This is a genomic window from Bacillus sp. DX3.1, from assembly GCF_030292155.1.
Lineage (GTDB): Bacteria > Bacillota > Bacilli > Bacillales > Bacillaceae_G > Bacillus_A.
Map to the genome: position 1 here is coordinate 2,417,756 of NZ_CP128153.1, position 16,313 is coordinate 2,434,068.

Genomic DNA, 16,313 nt, shown 5'->3' on the forward strand with positions numbered 1-16,313 from the left:
TTTCCTGCCCAGACATAGTGAAAACAAAGAGAGAAAACCATAGCCACGGCTATATGTCGAAAAATCAAAATGGATTTATATAGAATATACGCATGATAATAATAAAATCCCCCACGTTGCATGTGGGGGATTTTATTATTATTTAGCTTTAATAGTAGTTTTGCTAGAAGGAACACTTTCATTATGCAATCGATCTACAGCAGTCACCACATACGTATACGTCTCACCAGGCTTTGCGGTATTATCTACAAATAGTTCCCCAGGTTTCGTTTTCCGTACAGTTGTTAGTAAATTCTCTGCTTTTTGAATATCCACGTCGTTTTTTCCAGTTGTTCGATAGATTGCATAATACGTAGAATCATTGTTTATATCATCTACGATTCCTAAAGCGATTCCATCGTTTCTTGGTATGGCCCCTTTTAAAGTGAGCTGTTTAGGTGGTTCATTGTCTAGCCATGGCATAGATGGAATTAAAGCAGGTTGTTTATAAATGTCATTTTGCAGGCGATCTTTAATTCCAAGTGGATTACGATTAATATCTTTTAAGCTAAAGTGCATGCTACCTTTTATTTGTGAATATTGATGGTTTAATGCAATTTGTCTTGGATATTCTTCAGGATCTGACCAGGCAGGAACCGAGTTGTTGTTTATTTTGTAGGCAGCTTGTCCGATGTATAAGTGAATTGGTTTGTCTGCCGTTTCTTTTACCCACCAATCAAGTAAAATGTCATACGCTGCAGGAGCAAAGCCAATATTCCAATAGATTTGCGGGGTGATATAGTCAATGTAACCTTTTTGAATCCATTCTCTCGTGTCAGCATATAAATCGTCATAGTTTGTTTGTCCAGCAGTCGTATTGGAACCGGTCGGATCATTTGCTATATTTCGCCATACACCAAAAGGGCTAATGCCAAACTTCACATAAGATTTTTCCTGTTTAATTGCGGTGTTCAAGTCACGTACGAGTTGATTGACATTATCACGACGCCAATCTTCAATGGTAGGAAATTTTCCGTTATTGTATGTTTCATAAGTGTTTTGATCTGGAAATATTTCTCCAGCAACTTTATATGGATAAAAGTAATCGTCCATATGAACCCCATCAATATCATAATTTTTTACAACCTCTAATACACCATCGGTTATAAAGTTTTTCACTTCTGGAATACCAGGGTTATAGTATAGTTTTCCACCATAGGAGACTACCCAATCAGGATGCTTTTTAGCTGGGTGATTATCAGCTAAGCGGTTTGAGTCTGTATGATTCATTGTAATTCTGTAAGGGTTAAACCAAGCGTGAAATTCAAGGTTTCGTTTATGAGCTTCTTCAACCATAAATGCGAGTGGATCATAGCGGGGGTCTTTTCCTTGTACACCAGTAAGATATTCGGACCAAGGACCATATTCGGAAGGATAGAAAGCGTCAGCGGTAGGTTTGATTTGGACGACAACTGCATTCATTCCTAATTTTTTTACATCATCTAGTAAATTGATAAATTCTTGTTTTTGTTGTTTGGTAGATAATGCTGGTTTGGAAGGCCAATCAATATTTAGAACAGATGCAATCCATGCAGCACGGAGTTCTCGCTTTTGATAAGAGGTAGACACTTCGGCATGTACAGACTTAGAGGCAGTGAAAAGTAAAGGAATAAAAAAGATGACACTACAACAAACAATCAATATTTCTCGTAAAATCATCATAAACCTCCTTACTTAATCTATTATCGGAACTACTATAACATGGAGATAATAGATTAACAATTGAAAAAGACAGAATATTGAAACTTTTATTCGGTGCAAAAAAATATTTTTATTGAAATTTCATTTCACGAGAACTATTATGCCTGCATTCTTCATATGATTTTTAATAAAGTAAAATTTCAACTAGTGAAGTTTTAATCCCTGTTAGAGCCCTAGTACATATTGAAACAGTTAGGAGGATTGAGAGATGAGAGTATTGTTCGTCTGTTCTGGAGGAATGTCCAGTTCCATTGTTGTAAACGCTTTAAAAAAAGAAGCGGAAAAGAAAGGTATGAATATGGATGTGCTAGCGATTGGCACGAGTGAAGTAGAAGAAGAAGTGAAAAAAGGCTGGGATGTTGTAATGGTTGCGCCGCAAATTAGGCACAGGTTTGAATCTGTGAAAAAAGCAGCGGATCAAGAGTCCATTCCATGTGGTACCATTCCGCCGCAAGCGTATACACCACTTGGAGGTCCAACGTTATTAAAAGCAGTGAAAGAATTGATAGGATAGGAGGATGCCTTATGAATAAGTTTATCTCATTTCTTGATAATAACTTATCTGGACCAATGGCAAGGCTGTCCGAGCAAAGACATTTGCAAGCCATTCGTGATGGTGTTATTTCAGCATTGCCATTTATTATTGTAGGTAGTTTCTTTTTAATATTCGCGTTTCCACCCGTTCCAAAGGATAGTTTTATTGCGGAGTGGGCAGCGAAAAACATAACAAGCATTTTAATACCATATCGCTTAACGATGTTTATTATGTCACTTTATATAGCCTTTGGTATTGGATATAATTTAGCGAAAAGTTATAAATTAGATGCGCTGTCAGGCGCACAAATTGCCGTGTGTTCATTGCTTTTGACGTTAACACCGGAATTGATTAAGGATAAAGGATTCATGCTTCCAATGACAAACCTTGGCGGGCATGGATTATTTGTGGCCATGATTGTTTCCATATTATCAGTAGAAATTTTAAGATTTTGTAAGACAAAAAATGTGATAATCAAGATGCCAGAACAAGTACCACCATCTGTATCTCGTTCGTTTGAGGCACTTATACCTGTTGCTTTCGTTATTATTCTTATGAGCATTATTTCCGTTGTATTTCGCATTGATTTACATCATGTAGTGGATCAAGTGGCTGCACCGTTAGTGAAAGCTGGAGATAGCTACTTTGGTGTTATCATTCCGGTATTTTTAATTACCTTTTTTTGGTCTTTTGGAATTCACGGTGTATCGGTAGTTGGCACAGTTGCTCGTCCATTATGGGAAGTATATATAGGGAAAAATGCCGAAGCGGTTGCGGATGGTGCGAGTAGTATTCCTTTTATAGCGCCAGAACCATTATACCAATGGTTTATTTGGATTGGCGGCTCAGGAGCAACGCTAGGACTCGTATTAGCAATGATTGTTTTTGGTAGATCAAAATATTCTAAAGCATTATCAAGAGCGTGTATTGTTCCTGGTATTTTTAATATTAACGAGCCGGTTATATTTGGATTACCAATTGTCTTAAATCCGATTCTTATTATTCCATTTGTTATTACGCCACTAGTTACTGCTACAATAGCTTACACTGCAACAGCAATGGGTCTCGTTTCTCCAACCTATATTATGCCGCCATGGACATTACCCGCCCCAATTGGTGCCTATTTAGCAACAGGTGGGGACTGGAGGGCTGTTGTATTAGTCTTTATTAATATTGCAATCTCATTCTGTATCTATCTTCCTTTCTTTAAAATGTATGATAGAAACATGGTTGAGGTTGAAAAGAGCGGTGATGGAGACCAGGATTCTGTAACTGTGTAATTAAAAAGTGGGATCATTTTTATGATCTCACTTTTTTCATAACATGATATAGGAGATGGAAAGATATGAGCGTAAAATTTAGTTATAAAGGCATATTTTTATTTCTATTTGGAGTGGTTTGTTCAAATTTTATTTTCACTCCTCTTTTACGTATGTTCCACGTATCTTCTCAACAGAGTATTTGGATCGTTACAAGTATTTCCGCAAGCATTATGCTGACGATTGTCGTTTCTTTTATAGATGGAACGTACAAATCGAAATTTCAATTATTTGTGAGATTTCTATTCTTTTTAGCAGGATGTACCTTTCTCACATATATTCTTGTTTTTTAAACTGGGAACATGTTTTGCAAATGCTGTGAAAAGGGTATGTAAACAAGCTGAATTCCACTGATTTACCGCTGTTAATAAAGGGATATTGTAAAAAATGTTGAAAATAAGAATATAGAAAGGAGGTGAAAGAAAGAGAAACGGTAGAAAGTAAAAAATACTTATTCTGAGAAAGTGATTGAGAGTATGATAAGTATAAATCAATTCATGTACCTAATAGGTGCATATGCAATAGGTAGTATATTAACTGCATATATCCTTACAAAGTGGAAATATGATTTGGATATTCGTGAAGAAGGTAGTGGGAATCCGGGTGCAAGGAATATGGGGCGCCTGTATGGGAAAGGTTTTTTTGTGGCTACATTTTTAGGTGATGCGCTAAAGGGAGCGATCATTGTTTATATAGCAGATCTTTTGTTTAAAGATCCTAGTTATCTATTACTTTCACTGCTTATTGTTATTGTAGGACATTTATATCCCATTTGGTTCCGCTTTAAAGGTGGAAAAGGGATATCGACATTTATCGGAGGATTACTTGTCTTTAACCCTTTGATAGCGCTTTCTCTCGTTGGGGTGTTTATTTTGTTTTATGTAATTTTTAAAAGTTTCACAAAAGCAGGTTTAATAGCAATCGCTTGTTTACCTCTTTGTATGTTTTTGTTTTCTTACACCACGGGAGCGATTGTGTTAAGTGTTCTTATCATTGGACTTATTTTATACGCACATAGAAAATAAAGGGGATTGCAGCATGGGATTAATATATAAAGTCGCAGATCAAGCTTGGGAATTTGAAAGTATACACAAACTGAATTACAAAACGTTCGTAGAAGAGATTCCGCAGCATGAGCAAACAGAAGAACGAATACGAATAGATGCGTTTCATGAACAGAATACGTATTTAATTTGTTTAGATGATGATAAGTTAGCTGGTATGGTTGCGGTGCGAGGACAGCGGCCATTTTCTCTAGATAATAAAATTTCAAATTTGAATGCATGTTTACCAGAACATGGTGATACGATATATGAGATTCGTTTATTAGCTGTTGAGCAAGAGTACCGAAACGGAAGAGCTTTGTTAGGGTTAGTCCGATTTTTACATCGTTATTTGCTTCTAAATGGATATGATATGGCGATTATTTCAGGGACAACACGTCAGCTTTCCGTTTATGAACAAATGGGCTTTCGTCCTTTTTATCAACTTGTTGGAACAGAAGAAGCAGCCTATCAGCCGATGTATCTAACGCCGGCATTATTTCAACAGTCTAGAATTGCGAGTATCGTAACAAAAGAATATACGTTTTTACCAGGACCTGTTGAAATTGCAGCTAATGTACACCAAGCATTTTGTTCGAATCCGATTTCTCATCGGTCGAATCAATTTAAAGTAACGCTGACAAATGTTAAGAAACGATTGTTACAGATGACGAAAGCGAAGCATGTCCAAATTATGCTTGGAACAGGAACGTTAGCAAATGATTCAATTGCTTTACAGCTAAGTTTGTTAAAGGGACGAGGACTTATTTTAACAAATGGAGAGTTTGGAAATCGTTTAGTTCAGCATGGCATTCGGGCAGGATTATCGTTCGATACGTATGAAAGAGAAATGGGAAGTCCTTTTCTATATGACGAAATAGAAGAGTTACTGACTAATCAAACGTACGAATGGCTATGGTTTGTTCATCATGAAACATCCACTGGTATGCTGAATGATATGGAGAAGATAGTTCGGCTATGTAAGCAGTATCATATAAAACTATGCGTAGATTGTATTAGCTCTATAGGAGCATGTCCTATCTATTTGCAAGATGTATACTTTGCGAGTGGTGTAAGTGGAAAAGCAATTGGAGCATATACGGGGTTATCATTTGTTTTCTACAATCACACTATTGAACCAAATGAAAAATTGCCAAGATACATGGATATAGGAATGTATGAGTTGAACGAGAGTGTACCATATTCTCAGTCTTGGAATTTAATGCGTGCACTGCAGGAAGCGTTAAAGAAGTTTGCAGACGACCGTGTATATGAGAAGGTATGTGAGACTCACTCATTTATAGAGAAAGCTATTATAAAAATGGGGTTACAAATTGTTACACCGAAGGAACATGCTTCGTCAATTATTATTACAATCGCATTACATAAAGAGCTTTGTTCTAAACATATAGGAGATACATTAGCGCTACAAGGGTTTATCTTACATTATGAATCTACCTATTTACAAAAAAATAATTGGATTCAAATCGCTTGTATCAATCATTACAAAGAACGGGAAATGAATAGCATGCTGAATTGCTTGCGAATGTATGCGGAAAGTGTACATGCATATTAAAAAAAGACGGTTCATAAGCCGTCTTTTTTTAATTGCAGAAAACATAAGATTCATATTATTTCATACAAATAAGGAGAAGAATGACGTTTAAGGGGGGAGTAAAATAGGGTTCTTCATCGACATGATTTCAAATATAATTCTGCTATATCCAAGAGCTGATTTGAAATTAAGGCATCATATTGCAATGTTAAGCGAAGAAGAGTGGTTTCGAGCGTTGCATGAAGATGCAAGATTCACAAGTCTTATATGGAATAATAGGCGAATAAAGAAGTTTCTTTTATTATCTTCTAATATGGAATTGTTAACAAAATCAAAAAGTAAGCAGCAAGAACTGACTCAATTAATACATAGCGAGTATGAAAGGAGGAGATAAGAATTTTCTTATTTTTCATATTTAGGCGAACAAATGGTACAATAAAAACTTAATGTGAAAAATAAGGAAAAGAAGTGATACGTTTGAAAGATTTTTTAGAATTAGGAATTAGTGAAACGTTTAATGATACATTACGTGAAAACGGTATTGCAGAAGCAACGCCAATACAAGAGAAAGCAATCCCAGTCGTATTATCTGGAAAAGATATAATTGGTCAAGCGAAAACAGGAACTGGAAAGACGTTGGCGTTTATATTGCCAATTTTAGAGAAGATTGATCCGAATTCAAGCGATGTACAAGCTTTAATTGTTGCACCAACGCGGGAATTAGCACTACAAATTACAAGTGAAATTGAAAAAATGCTTGTTCATAAAGAAGATATCAATGTTCTTGCAGTATATGGTGGGCAAGATGTTGCGCAGCAAATGAGAAAGTTAAAAGGAAACACACATATTGTTGTGGCGACACCAGGTCGCTTATTAGATCATTTACGCCGTGAAACAATTGAACTGTCAAATGTTTCGATGCTTGTATTAGATGAGGCAGATCAAATGCTTCATTTTGGCTTTTTATATGATATAGAAGAAATTTTAGAAGCAACACCAGAGAGTAGACAGACGATGCTATTTTCAGCAACGATGCCAAAGGAAATTAAAAAGCTTGCAAAGCGATATATGCAAGGGCCAGAGGTTATTCAAATTCAAAGCGCAGAAGTAACAGTAAACAACATTGAACAACGTGTTGTTGAAACAACTGATCGAGCAAAACAGGACGCATTACGTCAATTAATGGAACAAAATCAACCGTTTTTAGCAATTATATTCTGTCGTACAAAGCGTAGAGCGAGTACTTTATATGCAGCGCTAAAAGGGTATGGCTATAATTGTGATGAACTTCATGGTGATTTATCACAAGGAAAACGTGAACGTGTTATGAAAAGTTTCCGTGATGCAAAAATCCAATATTTAATCGCAACAGATGTAGCAGCTCGAGGATTAGATGTGGAAGGTGTAACACATGTATTTAACTACGATATCCCAGAAGATGTAGAGAGCTATATTCACCGCATCGGCCGAACAGGACGTGCTGGCGGAGCTGGACTTGCAATCACATTTGTGGCTCCAAAAGATGAAATGTATTTGAAAGACATTGAAAAAGGGATTGGCGCAACATTACAAAGACAAGTGTTAGAACAATCAGAAGCTGCAAAGAGTGAACAAAAACAGAAACAACATACGAAGACGCCGAAAAAAACAAATAATTATGGGCAAAAAGACAAACGAGAAGGAACAAAGAATTCGAAACAACGTTCATTTGATCCAAGTAGAAAGAAACGCAGTGCAAATTCAGGTCAGCAGAAACGCGGCCGATAAAATAGAATCGTTTTTGATGCAATAGGCCGTTTTCCTTTAGAAGAGGAAGCGGCTTTTTCTTATGTTTGCAGGATTTTTTTGCGAAGATAGTAAATAGAGTAAGTTATATAAATTGATGGATATAAAGAAAATAGAAATCACATTGCAATTATTGAACTTTTCGGATTCTTATGTATAATTAGAAAGAATTATATAAATTGTTGAATGTAAGAATAACTAAAATTATGGATATGATTGATTTTTAATTTTGGATTTCTTGTGTAATCGTGTGTAATCGTGTAGATACATGTTACATCAGGTAATCCTACTGTTACATCTTAAAGAGAGTTTCTAAGTAGTAACGGAATCGTAGAAAAAGGGAGAGAGCGGAATGGAAATAGGGAAAGAAAGTCTAGTAAATGCTCTAAAAGTTGTGCTTTCAGAAAGTCAGGTAACGGTAAATCTGACGGTAAGAGAGCAGCGTGGTAAGGATGAATCGTACCATGCTGTCAGTTTACCAGATGTTGTCGTTTTTCCAGCAACCACAAAAGAAGTGAGTGATGTAATGAAAATAGCAAACAAGTACCAAGTTCCAGTTGTACCGTTTGGATTGGGATCTAGTTTGGAAGGCCACGTTATTCCATATGAAAAGGGGATTACAATTGATTTTTCACTCATGAATAAAGTGTTAGAGGTAAGGGAGAATGACTTTCTTGTTAAAGTGCAACCTGGAGTAACTCGTTTACAGCTAAATAAAGAGCTAAAAAAGTACGGTTTGTTTTTCTCTGTAGATCCAGGAGCTGATGCTACACTAGGTGGAATGGCGGCTACGAATGCGAGTGGAACGACGTCAGTAAAATATGGTGTCATGCGTGATCAAGTTCGTGATCTAGAAACAGTTCTTGCTGATGGAACGATTATTCATACAGGGAATTTAGCCGAAAAATCTTCATCCGGTTATCATTTAAATGGCCTTTTTGTAGGGTCAGAGGGGACGCTGGGTTGCTTCACTGAATTAACGCTAAGAGTATACGGGATACCCGAGCACATTATGGCAGCAAGAGCATCATTTCCAACAGTAAATCATGCAGTGGAAGCCGTCATCGCTATTTTACAAGCTGGTATTCCAATCGCAAGGATTGAACTCGTTGATGAGCCCTCAATGAAACAGGTTAATCATTTTAGTGAAACTAACTATAACGAAAAACCAACACTGTTTTTAGAATTTCACGGAAATGAAGCCGGACTGAAGCAAGACATTGAATTCACGAAAGAAATTGTAGGAGATAATCAGTGTGAAGGCATTGAGTTTGAGACAGATAATGCGGCTAGAAACAAGCTATGGGAGGCTCGGCACAATTTAGCTTATGCCTATGTCCATGGATATCCTGGGAAAAAGCTGATGGTTACAGATGTTTGTCTGCCAATTTCGGAGTTAGCTGGTGCGATTCGTCATGCGAGGGAGACGCTTGACTCTTTAGGCCTTAACGGTGGAATTGTTGGCCACGTAGGTGATGGGAACTTTCATGCTCTCTTGATGATTGATACGAATGATAAACAAGAGATTAACAAGGCTGAACAATTAAATGAACAGATTGTTATGTATGCTCTTGCACGCGGCGGAACATGTACAGGTGAACATGGAGTAGGCATTGGTAAACAAAAATATCAGGAGAAAGAACATGGAGATGCACTGCTTGTTATGGAAAAGATTAAACAAGCACTTGATCCACATAATCTTCTTAATCCAAATAAAATTTTAAAATCAAAACATAAAGTGTGATCGTATGCAGATTTTAGAAAGAAGTCGTAGTCTTTAGGAACGACATGAATCACAGTTTTTTCATAATAAATCATAGGAGCAACGAGAGTAAAAAAGCGCACGCTCAATAAAAAGGGACGTACGCTTTTTGTTTTATAGAGTATTAAGAATTTTGTTTTGCAAATCGCTGTGCAAGTTTTGCTAACAATTCTGGTTTATCATCACGGTCGATAACGACTTCAATGAAGATAAGGTGTTTTGTATCGTGAGCGACTTTCGTTAAAACGTCTTCAAATTCAATTTCATTTTTGACTTTAAAGGAAAGGCTGTTTTCTTCAGGGCCAAGAACGGAAGGTAATTTATGATATTGCCACATTTGAATATCATTGTAAGATTGATTTTCACCATGTATTGCACGTTCTACTGTATATCCATTGTTATTAATTAAGAAAATAATTGGTTTAATGTTTTGTCGCAACATAGTTGATAATTCTTGACCTGTCAGTTGGAAAGAACCATCTCCAATAATTAAAACATTTCGGCGCGTTTGATCAGCAATTTGTGTTCCTAATAGGGCAGGGAGTGTATAACCAATTGAGCCCCATAACGGTTGGCTCACAAAGGTTACTTTGCTTGGTAATGGCATAGTGGTTGCGCCAAAAAATGGTGTACCTTGTTCAGCGAGTAATACGTCACCTTCTTGTAAAAAGTGATGCATACGTTGCCAAAAACGTTTTTGCGTTAATAATGTATTTGGCTCAGCTGTGAATTTTTCGGTAAATGAAGGGGATTCAGAGACGAACGGACGAATGTCTAGTTCTTCTACATCACGGTGGTGTAAATATGTACTTAATTGTTGTAATACGTCCTTCATAACGACTGGTGCATATTTTTTGTTTTGGACTTTCACCGTAAAAGGATGAATTTCAATCACTTGATTTTCAGAAAAACCTTGAGAAAATCCACCTGTAATCAAATCTGTTAGTTTTACACCAATGCTAATGATGCAGTCTGAATCATCTATCCGTTTTTGAATATAAGGAGAGCTAACATCCCCATTATAAACACCAATAAATTGTGAATGTGTTTCAGGAAAGACACCTTTCCCCATGCTTAATGATGCGACAGGAAAGCCTGTTTTTTCTGCAAATTCATATAGAGTTGGCTCAGCGTGATAACGATTAACTTCATAGTCTGCTAAAATAATTGGTTTTTTTGCTGCTTCAATCATCGAAATAATATGTTGAAGCAGCTCGGTCATTGCTTCTGCATTACTTGTAATTGGTTCATCTAGTAATGGTTTTGTCGGTTTGTTAATTGGTTTGTTGTACACATCGATTGGCAAATTAATATGGACAGGGCGTTTTTCATTCCAACAAGAAAGTAAGACACGATCAATTTCTCCAGCGGCGTGTTCAACTGTTAAAAATGTTTGAGCAACTGTTACTTCTTGAAACATGTTTGCGAAGTGATCAAATTTTCCGTCTCCTAATGTGTGATGTACATATAATCCGTTTTCCATAACGTTTGTAGTTGGTGTGCTAGTAATTTTTACGACAGGTACGTTTTCAGCATAAGAGCCGGCGATCCCATTAATAGCACTTAATTCCCCAACACCGAATGTTGTGGCAAGTGCTGAAATTCCATTTATACGAGCATATCCATCTGCTGCGTATGCAGCATTGAGTTCATTACAGTTTCCAATCCATTCTAAACCTTCGTAATTGATAATATCGTCTAAAAAGGTGAGATTATAATCACCTGGTACGCCGAATATGTGCTGGATTCCCAATTCGTAAAGACGGTCTAATAAATAGTTGCTTACTGTGTATTGAGTATTCAAATGAATCACCTTCCTTTAGGTTGATACGTCTAATTAGGTCAAATGTATTGACTTAATTACTTGAGAATGAAATGTGGTATAATTTACATATAGGGGGAAAGAAGATGACTCAACATAAAGAAGAGCAGATGAATCAAGCACTTGCTTTGTTTTATTTTGCATATAAAACATTTACGGAAAAACCAGATCAAATTATTAAAGAATATGATATTCAGCGTGTGCATCATCGTATTTTATTTTTTATCGCTCGTTTCCCGGGAATAAGTATAAATGAATTATTGTCCTTATTAGAAATAAGTAAACAAGCTCTTCATGGGCCACTGCGTCAGCTTCTTGAAAAGGGGCTTATTGAAAGCAAAGAAGCAGAGCATGATCGCCGTGTAAAACAGCTTGTTTTGACTAAAGAAGGAACAGAATTAGAAAAGAAACTAAGTGACGTGCAAAGAGAACAAATGGGAAGTATTTTCACGCAATTTGGTGAAGCCTATGAAGAAAATTGGCTGCAAGTCATGACAGAGTTAGCAAATAGTCGCTTAGGATTTGATGCATGGTCTTCAAAGCGGAAAGAAAAATCAGACCAAGAATAGTCCCCGTTTGTTTATAGAATTTGAAATAACGCTCATTTTGATTCAGCTATAATTCATCAAAAGTGGAAATATCATTTTCAGAAAGGGGATTACAATGATTAAGCTTGTACTCATTCGTCACGGCCAAAGTGTATGGAATCTTGAAAATCGTTTTACAGGATGGACAGATGTAGACTTATCGAAAAATGGTTTGAATGAAGCAAGGGAAGCGGGTGTAATCTTAAAGAAAAATGGATATACGTTTGATGTTGCCTATACTTCTGTATTAAAACGTGCAATTCGAACTTTATGGATTATTCTTCATGAAATGGATCTCGTGTGGGTTCCTATACATAAATCATGGAAGTTAAATGAAAGACATTACGGAGCACTGCAAGGCTTAAATAAAGATGAAACAGCAAAAAAATATGGTGATGAGCAAGTCCATATTTGGAGAAGAAGTATAGACGTAAGACCACCAGCACTTACGGAGACAGACCCGCGATATGAGGCTGCTGATCCAAGATATAAAGGGCTAGAAAAAGATGAATTCCCGCTTAGTGAATGTTTAGAGGACACTGAAAAAAGAGTGTTGAACTACTGGCATCAAGAAATCCTATCAACGCTGAAATCTGGTGAAAAAGTCATTATTTCTTCGCATGGTAATACGATTCGGTCGCTCGTGAAATATTTAGACAATCTATCAAATGATGGGGTTATGACATTAAATATTCCGACAAGTATTCCACTCGTATATGAATTAGATGATAATTTAAAACCAATTCGTCACTATTATTTAAGCATGGACGGAGAAGTTCCAGAAGGGGTAATACCGAAACATATACCCCTTTTAAAAAATATGTTTGAAAATTTGAAATGACGGCTTGTCTACATATACAATAAAAGTTCACTCGTGGTTAAAAACGTGGCTTCCTTCTCAGTATATGCAGTGTGACTGACTTTAGAAGGTTGTCCATGTCTTTTGTCATAATGAAATCAAAACGAGCATGTAATAATGTATCGTGAGATGTTTTTGAATGGAGGGTGAGGCGGTTGACAGTCTCTAACATTCGAATTGGTCTATTTCTCCTCGTGGTAGCCTTTTTATTTCTCATTTTATTTTATTGGAAAAATGAAGAACTGTACGAAGAAAAAAAGCAGCTGATTCGGAAAACATGGTATGGTGTGTTTATTTCGACAGTCACTGTGTATTTTATGGTAAAAGGAATTGATTTGACCCTCTGGAAAAACATATTAATGTTTGTGGCAATGGTAATTTTTGTTGACATCGCGTTTATTTTAACACCGAATATTTCAGAAATATGGGGTGCTAAATTTAGCGATATTGGAAGGACTGTGCAATCAATTAAAAGGTCTCTTATTGCTTCGAAAGCACGTGGAGAAATCTATACGACACTCATTCAAAACGTAAATCCAGCAGCATTTGGAAGGATGGAATGGCGAACAGAAGCAGAATACGCTGAAAGTTTAAATGCATTTCTAGATACTTATGCCGAAAAAATTGGAGCAAAGGTCGTTGTATTTGTTGCTTCAGATGAATTAAACACAAACTTTCGCGGCGTACGTTCCCAATTTAGTATCATGTTACCACTAGAACATATAGAAAAACTAAATGAACAGAAAGCAGTTCAAGTTGAAAATGTCGGGATCATCCCAGTGAAAATTTTAAAAGATGTCTTTATTGTAATTGACGGTCAAAAGAATAATTTACAAGATCGTGACTTTGAAAATGTATATAATTTAACGATTCATCATAGTTATTTTAGTAAGTAAGAGGACAGAATCAGGATTTCTGTCCTTTCCTTCATACATAAGTTCGGACAAATTTCGTGAAAATGAAACAAAATTGAATAAAATAGGACAATCACCCCAACAATAGTACGTAGAGGTGATTGTAGTGGAAAAACAATATGACAACGATTTTTTCAAAGAAGAGAAGGATGATGCGACGGATTTCTCTTTAATAAAAGGAGATACGATGCAGCAAGTAGAAGACTTAGAAGAAGAGTTAAAAAGAAAAGGATAAAAATGCACGCTGCCTATTTCTGATATATAATAAAGATAGATAAATAAAAAAAGTTAGCATCTATTAACAAGAAGGGGGAGTAGAAATGAAAGAGATACAGCAACAAAGCTATTCTTTTTTTAAGGAAAAGAAAGAAGAACCAAATACAGACTTCTCTCTTGTAAAAGGTGCATTGACGGAAAATATAAATCGATTAGAAAAATTAATGAATAATAGTTCCTCTAAATATATACAAGGGAAAAAATTAAAAGAAAATGCATAGAGGCATTTTCTTTTTTCATTTTAGTTGTAAATACTTCAAAGTCCAGTTTCTCATAATACGAAATGTCCTCTTCTGTACAAAATAACTGTAATCGGAACTTTTGCTAACGGATGTTATGGTAATCTGGATTTAAACTAGGACAAGGAAAGAGAGCGTACATCATGTTGCAATTTACAATTGGAGAAATATTAACATTTGAAGAAATTCTTATCAGAGCAGTTAAAGTGAATAAAGAGTTTATTAGTTTTGAAGTTTTATCAAGTGATTATGAGGGAGATGAAGGCGATATAATTGATATTCCTTTATCATACCTTGAAGATAATAAAGAATGGATTAAACGATAAGCAACTTTCGATAAACTGACTTATGTGAACTAGAAAATCTCCTGAAAATGAGGTAGTAAGGAGGATAAAGTGGAGATCCTTGAATTTAGAGATTGGAAGTTAGAAATAAACCCAGAGCTAACAAGAACATTTTATACAGATTTACCTTTTATAGGTGAAGACCCGCACTGTTCTTGTATATATTGTAGAAATTATGTATTTACTACCAAATTGTTTCCTAAAGAAATTCAACAATTATGCTCTAGTTTAGGCATCGATTTAACAAAACAAGGTGAAGTAAACCATTTCTATCAAGATGAAGATGGTAGTCATTTTTACCTAACCTTTTATCACTTTGTAGGAAGAATATTAAAACAACCAATGAATGAAGAAGATATTACAATATATAACGGTAGCAAACAAATGGTATTAGATATTTCTAATACAGTTGACTTATTTGATCAGAGTTTCACCTCTCCTGTACTACAACTGAATATAGAAGCATATCTACCTTGGCTGCTGAAGGAGTTGCCTGAGCCAACATAAGTCAATATACATTATTTATTTTATTTTGAGTGTATACTTTTGTTAGTGTTTTTGTAGAAAATGGACAAAGTATAATAAACTCAATATGGGGACAAAGACTTTTGAATTTCTTCTGTAAATAGTTGTAACTCATCAGATACAGAAACGGGCATAAAAAAACGTTATTCTTTCCTATGGTTCACAGAAAGGATAACGTTTTTTATTTTTTGCTTTCTCAAAAGTTTTTCGATTTGTTTTTTGAAGGTAGGATGCGTTGTTCAGTCTTTTCATAAAGAGAAAGTAATTGCGTTATGAAAGAGACTTTCGGCATTAACCAGTACACAAATAAGGCTGAAATAATGCCGAAAAGAGCTCCTGTAGCGACATCGACAGGGTAGTGAACACCTACCCAAATTCGGGAGAAGGCTACACAGAATGCAAGCACAAGCCATAGCCATCCTTCCTTTTTGCGAACAAGCCAGAATGAAACGCAAATTGAAAAGAACATAATCGAATGGTCACTCGGAAACGAATTATCTATATCATGTTCAATAAGTTTATTGACGTGCGATAGTACTGCAAATGGCTGGTAATGAGAATGAAGGTGACCAACCATTTTCCCTAGGATTTCAGCAAGAATGAAAGCAGTCACCGCATGAATGACCATCATTCTGTTTGTATTGGTTCGAGTGAACCAATATACAACAATACCCAAACACAAAAAATATAACATATATTCTGCTAAAAAGACTACAATTGGATTTAGGGAAGAATACTGTTTACCTAAATCATTAATCGATCGAAAGACATCAATATTTAACTGGGAAAAAGACATTTTTCAATTCCTCCTATTTCAAAAAATATTTAATTTATATATTAATCTAAATAAATTTTATCCGCCTTTTTAAAGTAGACGATTGTTGCTATGAATCCAATAAAAGATGTAGCAATAATCGATATAAGAAATAATGGCGGATATGTTGGGAGAAGTGTATTTTTTGCTATGCCGAGTGCAGAGCTGCTTAAGGCAATCTTTATGTTCTGAGC

General features: G+C 35.8%; 18 protein-coding genes. 15 read left to right on the top strand and 3 right to left on the bottom strand.

Annotated features, from left to right (window positions below):
- Positions 1-138 precede the first annotated feature (138 nt).
- Positions 139-1,698, bottom strand: a complete 1,560-nt coding sequence (locus QRE67_RS11845) for a glycoside hydrolase family 10-like protein (RefSeq protein ID WP_286125016.1) — start codon at positions 1,696-1,698, stop codon at positions 139-141.
- 250 nt (positions 1,699-1,948) lie between these two features.
- On the opposite strand from QRE67_RS11845, the gene QRE67_RS11850 reads away from it, so the two are divergent.
- The 8 genes from QRE67_RS11850 to QRE67_RS11885 all read left to right on the top strand — a co-directional run bounded on the left by QRE67_RS11850 (position 1,949) and on the right by QRE67_RS11885 (position 9,721).
- On the top strand, positions 1,949-2,254 hold the full coding sequence (locus QRE67_RS11850) for a PTS sugar transporter subunit IIB (RefSeq protein ID WP_286125017.1): 306 nt from the start codon (positions 1,949-1,951) through the stop codon (positions 2,252-2,254).
- Between the two features lie 11 nt (positions 2,255-2,265).
- Positions 2,266-3,555: a PTS sugar transporter subunit IIC gene (locus QRE67_RS11855; protein WP_286125018.1), complete on the top strand. Its 1,290-nt coding sequence runs from the start codon at positions 2,266-2,268 to the stop codon at positions 3,553-3,555.
- Between the two features lie 65 nt (positions 3,556-3,620).
- Entirely contained in the window at positions 3,621-3,887 is a 267-nt protein-coding gene (locus QRE67_RS11860) for a hypothetical protein (protein ID WP_286125019.1), read from the top strand.
- A 183-nt stretch (positions 3,888-4,070) separates the two neighbouring features.
- The gene (plsY, locus tag QRE67_RS11865; protein ID WP_286125020.1) at positions 4,071-4,619 is read left to right on the top strand and encodes a glycerol-3-phosphate 1-O-acyltransferase PlsY; all 549 of its coding nucleotides are present in this window, start codon (positions 4,071-4,073) and stop codon (positions 4,617-4,619) included.
- A 13-nt stretch (positions 4,620-4,632) separates the two neighbouring features.
- Positions 4,633-6,213: an aminotransferase class V-fold PLP-dependent enzyme gene (locus QRE67_RS11870; RefSeq protein WP_286125021.1), complete on the top strand. Its 1,581-nt coding sequence runs from the start codon at positions 4,633-4,635 to the stop codon at positions 6,211-6,213.
- Positions 6,214-6,334: 121 nt separating this feature from the next.
- A complete protein-coding gene (locus QRE67_RS11875) occupies positions 6,335-6,586 on the top strand; it encodes a hypothetical protein (RefSeq protein ID WP_286125022.1) in 252 nt (83 codons plus the stop codon).
- 74 nt (positions 6,587-6,660) lie between these two features.
- Positions 6,661-7,959: a DEAD/DEAH box helicase gene (locus tag QRE67_RS11880; protein ID WP_286125023.1), complete on the top strand. Its 1,299-nt coding sequence runs from the start codon at positions 6,661-6,663 to the stop codon at positions 7,957-7,959.
- A 370-nt stretch (positions 7,960-8,329) separates the two neighbouring features.
- Positions 8,330-9,721 (top strand): FAD-binding oxidoreductase, encoded by a 1,392-nt coding sequence (locus tag QRE67_RS11885; protein ID WP_286125024.1) that lies wholly within the window; start codon positions 8,330-8,332, stop codon positions 9,719-9,721.
- 142 nt (positions 9,722-9,863) lie between these two features.
- On the opposite strand, the gene QRE67_RS11890 is transcribed toward QRE67_RS11885, so the two are convergent.
- Positions 9,864-11,543: an alpha-keto acid decarboxylase family protein gene (locus QRE67_RS11890; RefSeq protein WP_286125025.1), complete on the bottom strand. Its 1,680-nt coding sequence runs from the start codon at positions 11,541-11,543 to the stop codon at positions 9,864-9,866.
- A gap of 104 nt (positions 11,544-11,647) precedes the next feature.
- Here QRE67_RS11890 and QRE67_RS11895 point away from each other — a divergent pair, with 104 nt between their 5' ends.
- The 7 genes from QRE67_RS11895 to QRE67_RS11925 all read left to right on the top strand — a co-directional run bounded on the left by QRE67_RS11895 (position 11,648) and on the right by QRE67_RS11925 (position 15,287).
- On the top strand, positions 11,648-12,130 hold the full coding sequence (locus QRE67_RS11895) for a MarR family winged helix-turn-helix transcriptional regulator (RefSeq protein WP_286125026.1): 483 nt from the start codon (positions 11,648-11,650) through the stop codon (positions 12,128-12,130).
- Positions 12,131-12,224: 94 nt separating this feature from the next.
- The gene (gene gpmA / locus QRE67_RS11900; protein WP_286125027.1) at positions 12,225-12,989 is read left to right on the top strand and encodes a 2,3-diphosphoglycerate-dependent phosphoglycerate mutase; all 765 of its coding nucleotides are present in this window, start codon (positions 12,225-12,227) and stop codon (positions 12,987-12,989) included.
- A gap of 173 nt (positions 12,990-13,162) precedes the next feature.
- Complete coding sequence (locus QRE67_RS11905) at positions 13,163-13,903, top strand: type II toxin-antitoxin system SpoIISA family toxin (protein WP_286125028.1); 741 nt, start codon at positions 13,163-13,165, stop codon at positions 13,901-13,903.
- Positions 13,904-14,027: 124 nt separating this feature from the next.
- Positions 14,028-14,156: a D-alanyl-D-alanine carboxypeptidase gene (locus tag QRE67_RS11910; protein ID WP_286125029.1), complete on the top strand. Its 129-nt coding sequence runs from the start codon at positions 14,028-14,030 to the stop codon at positions 14,154-14,156.
- An 85-nt stretch (positions 14,157-14,241) separates the two neighbouring features.
- Complete coding sequence (gene spoIISB / locus QRE67_RS11915) at positions 14,242-14,418, top strand: stage II sporulation protein SB (protein ID WP_286125030.1); 177 nt, start codon at positions 14,242-14,244, stop codon at positions 14,416-14,418.
- Between the two features lie 161 nt (positions 14,419-14,579).
- On the top strand, positions 14,580-14,762 hold the full coding sequence (locus QRE67_RS11920; protein WP_286125031.1) for a hypothetical protein: 183 nt from the start codon (positions 14,580-14,582) through the stop codon (positions 14,760-14,762).
- Positions 14,763-14,831: 69 nt separating this feature from the next.
- Positions 14,832-15,287, top strand: coding sequence for a hypothetical protein (locus QRE67_RS11925; protein ID WP_286125032.1), 456 nt, complete (start codon positions 14,832-14,834; stop codon positions 15,285-15,287).
- Between the two features lie 214 nt (positions 15,288-15,501).
- Here the strand turns inward: QRE67_RS11925 and QRE67_RS11930 are convergent, their stop codons facing one another.
- Entirely contained in the window at positions 15,502-16,101 is a 600-nt protein-coding gene (locus tag QRE67_RS11930; protein WP_286125033.1) for an undecaprenyl-diphosphatase, read from the bottom strand.
- Positions 16,102-16,313: the final 212 nt, after the last annotated feature.

Bases quoted from the DNA above. Each gene is read 5' to 3' on its own strand.
- spoIISB (WP_286125030.1), top strand. From the start codon at position 14,242: ATGAAAGAGATACAGCAACAAAGCTATTCTTTTTTTAAGGAAAAGAAA.
- QRE67_RS11895 (WP_286125026.1), top strand. From the start codon at position 11,648: ATGACTCAACATAAAGAAGAGCAGATGAATCAAGCACTTGCTTTGTTT.
- QRE67_RS11885 (WP_286125024.1), top strand. From the start codon at position 8,330: ATGGAAATAGGGAAAGAAAGTCTAGTAAATGCTCTAAAAGTTGTGCTT.
- QRE67_RS11920 (WP_286125031.1), top strand. From the start codon at position 14,580: ATGTTGCAATTTACAATTGGAGAAATATTAACATTTGAAGAAATTCTT.
- plsY (WP_286125020.1), top strand. From the start codon at position 4,071: ATGATAAGTATAAATCAATTCATGTACCTAATAGGTGCATATGCAATA.
- QRE67_RS11850 (WP_286125017.1), top strand. From the start codon at position 1,949: ATGAGAGTATTGTTCGTCTGTTCTGGAGGAATGTCCAGTTCCATTGTT.
- QRE67_RS11875 (WP_286125022.1), top strand. From the start codon at position 6,335: ATGATTTCAAATATAATTCTGCTATATCCAAGAGCTGATTTGAAATTA.
- QRE67_RS11855 (WP_286125018.1), top strand. From the start codon at position 2,266: ATGAATAAGTTTATCTCATTTCTTGATAATAACTTATCTGGACCAATG.
- QRE67_RS11930 (WP_286125033.1), bottom strand. From the start codon at position 16,101: ATGTCTTTTTCCCAGTTAAATATTGATGTCTTTCGATCGATTAATGAT.
- QRE67_RS11860 (WP_286125019.1), top strand. From the start codon at position 3,621: ATGAGCGTAAAATTTAGTTATAAAGGCATATTTTTATTTCTATTTGGA.
- QRE67_RS11870 (WP_286125021.1), top strand. From the start codon at position 4,633: ATGGGATTAATATATAAAGTCGCAGATCAAGCTTGGGAATTTGAAAGT.
- QRE67_RS11845 (WP_286125016.1), bottom strand. From the start codon at position 1,698: ATGATTTTACGAGAAATATTGATTGTTTGTTGTAGTGTCATCTTTTTT.
- gpmA (WP_286125027.1), top strand. From the start codon at position 12,225: ATGATTAAGCTTGTACTCATTCGTCACGGCCAAAGTGTATGGAATCTT.